This is a genomic window from bacterium (assembly GCA_024226335.1).
Taxonomy (GTDB): Bacteria; Myxococcota_A; UBA9160; order SZUA-336; family SZUA-336; genus JAAELY01.
Genome location: JAAELY010000123.1, coordinates 1 through 4,868, shown reverse-complemented (window position 1 = coordinate 4,868; position 4,868 = coordinate 1). Strand labels below are relative to the sequence as shown.

At 63.3% G+C, this 4,868-nt stretch carries 3 protein-coding genes; all 3 read left to right on the top strand.

Going from position 1 to position 4,868, the window contains the following annotated elements; all coding sequences use genetic code 11:
• Positions 1–10 precede the first annotated feature (10 nt).
• On the top strand, positions 11–2,848 hold the full coding sequence (locus GY725_05700; GenBank protein ID MCP4003671.1) for a hypothetical protein: 2,838 nt from the start codon (positions 11–13) through the stop codon (positions 2,846–2,848).
• A 159-nt stretch (positions 2,849–3,007) separates the two neighbouring features.
• Complete coding sequence (locus GY725_05695; GenBank protein MCP4003670.1) at positions 3,008–3,649, top strand: hypothetical protein; 642 nt, start codon at positions 3,008–3,010, stop codon at positions 3,647–3,649.
• A 174-nt stretch (positions 3,650–3,823) separates the two neighbouring features.
• On the top strand, positions 3,824–4,868 hold a 1,045-nt coding region (locus GY725_05690), incomplete at its 3' end, for a MoxR family ATPase (GenBank protein MCP4003669.1).

The window sequence follows — 4,868 nt, the reverse complement described above, 5'->3', positions numbered from 1 at the left end:
CGGGCGGCACATGCCGCGCGTTCAGGAGATGCTCGCCGCGGCCGCGGTGGCCGACGACACGCAGCGGAAACAACTGCTCATCGACGCGCAGCGAGAGATGCAGGCCATCCTGCGACGTCTCATGGTCGAACGGGAATTGGTTCGGGCCCGCCGCCAGCGGGCGGAACTGATCGCGCGAATTCGCGAGATCATCGTCAGTCAGCAGAGCGCGCACCGCCGTACCAGCGAGCTGTCGGGCTCTGACGAGCAGGCCATCCTGGCCGCCCTCGATCAGCAAAACACGACGGGAATCTTGTTCGAGCAGTTTTTGGATACCATCGCCGCTGTCTCGGCATGGTCGGGAGAACTGGGCGCAACCGCCGCCGAGGCGAGTCGCGTTCTTCTGGCCTCGGGCCTGACCGGCAAGTTGACCGCCGTGGCCGGGCAACTCGAACAGACCAGGTTCCGCGAAGCGGCCGCCGGACAGCAAGAGATACTCGCGGACCTGGCACGCATCGAGATCGCGATCCACAAACTGCTCGACCCCGCTTGGATCGGAAAGGACATCGCCAGGGCCATCAAAGAGATGCTCGAAGAACAAGAGGCGTTGAGGAAGCAGTCGCAGGACTTCGCCGGGGCCGATCCTTTCGGGCTGCTTGAAGAACAGACACTCCTGCAAGAGAAGCTGTCTCGGCTGGTGGAAAAGGTCACGGTCGTGAACGAGCGGGCCGCGATGCTTGCCGCACGAGCCGAGCGCAGCGCCGAAGAGGCACGGACGGCGATCTTCCGTGACGAAATGCCCGCCGCCGTCGACAGCCAAGGCCGCGTGATCGGCGCGCTGGTCGAGCTTCAGAGCGAAATGATTCACCATGACGGCCGCACATCGAGACCGTTGTCCGCCACGGAGTACCGACGCCTTGCCGAACACCTGACCAAGGCGCGAGACGTGTTGGTCGCGGCCCGCGAAAAGCTACCGCCGCCGTCCGACAACGCGACGCGGGCAAAGGCCGCGCTGAAGGAAGCGGCCAAGATCGTCGGTTCGCTGGAACTGGAAGAGGCGACACCGAGAGTAATCGTCCGACGCATCGAGACCGCCCGGGCCTATTTGGATGACCTGGCAACGGGCAAGATGGCAGTCGACGCGGAATCGCTCCGTCTCGCCAATCGACTGGTTCGCTTCGCCATTGGAGAAACCGTTCAAGGGATCGCCGACGCGGGCCGCAACTCGGACGCCATGAAGGTGGCCGAACTGAACCGCGCCGCCGAATCGGTCAGCCGCGCGGTGGGAGCCGTGCGCGACGATCGCCTCAGCGTCTTGACCAATGATAGTCGCCTTTCGCTCCGCGAAAGTAGCGCAACTCCGGACGCAGTTCCGGACGCTGCCCCTAGCGATACTTTCGCGGAGCGAAATGCGACAAAACGCAGCGAGATGCTCGGGCGCGTGAAGGCCATTGCGGAGAAGGTCGCCGCGGGTGTACCCGATCTGGCGGCGGCGGCCGTCCCCTCTCTGGAGAAGGCAGCGCAGCAGGCGGGCCGCCTCCACGCGCAAGTGCCCGACATGGAGGCAGAAGACTGGCGGGGCCTCGCCGAACCACTTGAAGACCTGGCGGCCACGCTGCGGTCGGCGAGCGTTGAGTTGCGCTCCGAAATGGTCTGGACCGCGGGCGAGCTTGAAGAGCGAGTCGTCGCCGAGTTGACGAAGTTGGAAGCTACCGCCGTCAAGCTGGATGAGTTCGCGGACGCAACCTCTCCGCCGCCGCAAGACGCGCTGCGCGAGTTCGGAAATCGCACGTTGGAGCAGTACGCTGCGGTCGGCGCCGCCTTGCACGCGGCGGCCGACGTCGATAGTCGCCTTTCGCTCCGCGAAAGTAGCGCAACTCCGGACGCAGCCCCGGGCGCCGAAGCTGCCCCTAGCGCCACTTTCGCGGAGCGAAAGGCGACGATGACCCAACGTCAATTGGAGCGTGCGTGTGTGCTGGCCGACATCCGGCGGCAGGAACTCGAGGAGTTGCTCGAAACGATTCGGGAGCTGGTCCAGGGCGTCGAGCGACAACAGCAAGCCGCCGAGCAGCTGGTCGATGCCCGCGATGTGTTCGAAGCGGAAGTCGCCCCGCCCCCCGACTCCGAGAGTAGTGAGCCGCAGGACGGTGATCCTCAAGACGGCAACCAACAAGAAAGCGATCCGGTCGACCCGAGCGAACTGGCGTCGGCCTTCGAGGACTTCATGAACTCGCTGGTCGACATCGGCGAATCGGCGGCCGACCTGACCGACCAGCAGGAGGTCGCCAACAAGCCAATCGCCGAAGCCGCCCAGATCGCCTCGCAGCTCGCTCCTACCCCCTCCAGCCAAGAGGGCGGTGATCCGATGGACGGAAACACGGACCCGATGGACGGCGACATGGAACCAACGGATGGGGACATGCAGCCGTTGCCCGGCGACATGGAACCGATGGATGGCGACATGCAGCCCTTGCCGGGTGACATGGAGCCGATGGGCGGCGATATCGTTCCGCAGGATGCCCTCGGGTCGGCCGAGCTGCTCAGCGGCCCGCACGCATCGGCCCTCGCCGCACAAATGCTGGGCCTGGGAGGCCCGATTCCCATGCAGGGCTTCGGCCCCGGGCAAGGCCGCGGTATGCCCATGGAGGGCCCGGCAACCGACCCGATGACGGACGATCCGCAGGACCAAGGCGGCCTGTCGGGCCATGACGTCCGCACCGCGGCAGCCAGACAGCGGGGCCGAAAACCCTGGACGGCGTCGCTCCCCGCCGCGGTCCGCGAATCGATCCGATCGACAGGCCGGCGCGAGCTGCCCAGATATTACGAAAACCGATTGAACGCCTATTTCCAGGCACTGACACCAAAATAGTCGCCTTTCGCTCCGCGAAAGTAGCGCAAAAGTAGCGAGGAAGTAACGCGAAAGTAGCGAGGAGACAATCCGATAGTAGTGAGAGTCACAGCGCCACTTTCGCGGAGCGAAAGGCGACACTTGGCGAAATGCGACACTCGGCGACCAAGGGAACCAGCCATGCTCGGAGAGATTTTTGACCCGAAAGCGGAATTGCTTATCCACGAGCATTTTCGGCCGCACTGGTCACAGGCTGGTGCGATCGTGTTCGTCACCTTTCGGACCAATGATTCGATACCGCCAGACGTGATGGAACGCTGGGAACGGGAGAAGCAGGATTGGCTCCATCGCCGCGGACATCAGGGGCATTGGTCGCGCACCGTGCCGACTTTGAGTACTTCCGAGCAACGACAGTTTCACAAGACGTTCAACCGATGCCGCGAAGAGTTCCTTGACACATGCCATGGACGATGTGTACTCCGGCGGCCGGAGCTGGCACAGATTGTCGCGGATTCGCTGTTGCACTTTGACGGCGACCGTTATCGTATGGGCGATTTCGTAGTGATGCCCAACCACGTTCATCTGCTGGCGGCATTTGCATCGGCCGAATCGATGAAAGAGCAGTTCGATTCATGGTTACACTACACGGCGTTTCGGATCAACCAACAGTTGGGCGACAAGGGGAAGTTCTGGCAACAGGAACCGTTCGATCACCTTGTCCGCAGTGCGGAACAGTATGAGTACCTACGGCAGTACATTGCCGACAACCCCCGGAAAGCCGGCTTGAAAGCCAGTGAGTTCTACTATCGGAGATTCAAATAGTCGCCTTTCGCTCCGCGAAAGTAGCGCGAGAATATACGCCGCGTTCGCGAAACGGAAGTAGCGCCGCGATTCGCGCTACATTGGCATTGCGGGGACCGCATTTCCAATCGCGCTACTTTCGCGGAGCGAAAGGCGACACTCGGCGAAAGGCGACCATCCAACAGGAGAACAACCATGACCAAGAACCAGGCCCCTGACGAAAACATTGCCGCCGTCCAGGAAATGGCCCGTGTTTTCGAGCAACTACGGGGCGAACTCTCGAAAGTGATCGTCGGCCAGCACGACGTGATCCGGCAGGTGATGATCGCCATGCTGGCGCGGGGGCATTGCCTGTTAGAGGGCGTGCCGGGGTTGGCCAAGACCCTGCTGATCCACTCGGTCGCCGATGCCCTGAACCTTTCGTTCCACCGAATCCAGTTCACGCCTGACCTGATGCCGTCGGACATTACCGGGACCGCCGTCTTGCAGGAGGACCCGATCACACACGAGCGCGGCTACAAGTTCATCCAGGGTCCGATCTTCGCGAACATCATCCTCGGCGACGAGATCAACCGCACGCCGCCCAAGACCCAAGCCGCCATGCTCGAAGCCATGCAGGAACGGGTGATCTCGGCCGGCGGCAAGGATTTCGAATTGCCCGACCCGTTCTTCGTCCTGGCGACCCAGAACCCCTTGGAGCAGGAAGGCACCTACCCGCTGCCGGAAGCCCAGCTTGACCGGTTCCTGCTCTACATCAAGGTCGACTATCCCAGCCGCGACGAGGAATGGCACATCGCGCGGCGGGTCAGCTCGGCGTCGCTGGGCAAGATCGAGCCGGTCATCGGCGCCGAGGAGATCCTCAAGGCACAGCGGTTCATCGAGCAGATGCCCGTCTGCGACCAGGTGGTGGGGTATTGCCTGGAACTGGTCCGCGCGACGCGCCCGGGCGGGGAAGAGACTCCCGAGTTCATCCAGCGTTGGTCGAACTGGGGCGCCGGACCGCGTGGTGTTATCGCGCTGATGAACTGCGCCAAGGCGCTGGCCCTGCTCGAAGGGCGCTTGCACGCCACGGTCGAGGACGTACAAGCCATCGCCCCGGCGGCGCTGCGGCACCGGATTGCCCCGAACTACGCGGGCCTGGCCGAAGGCGTCACCAGCGAGCGGCTCGTGCAAATGGTGCTCGACGAGATCCCGCCCGATCGCGAATTTGAAGTGCCCGAGTCCGAACTAGACGTGGCCT

What these genes read in the sequence shown, in the direction of transcription:
- GY725_05695 (MCP4003670.1), top strand. Translation starts at nt 3,008, where the DNA reads ATGCTCGGAGAGATTTTTGACCCGAAAGCGGAATTGCTTATCCACGAG.
- GY725_05700 (MCP4003671.1), top strand. Translation starts at nt 11, where the DNA reads ATGCCGCGCGTTCAGGAGATGCTCGCCGCGGCCGCGGTGGCCGACGAC.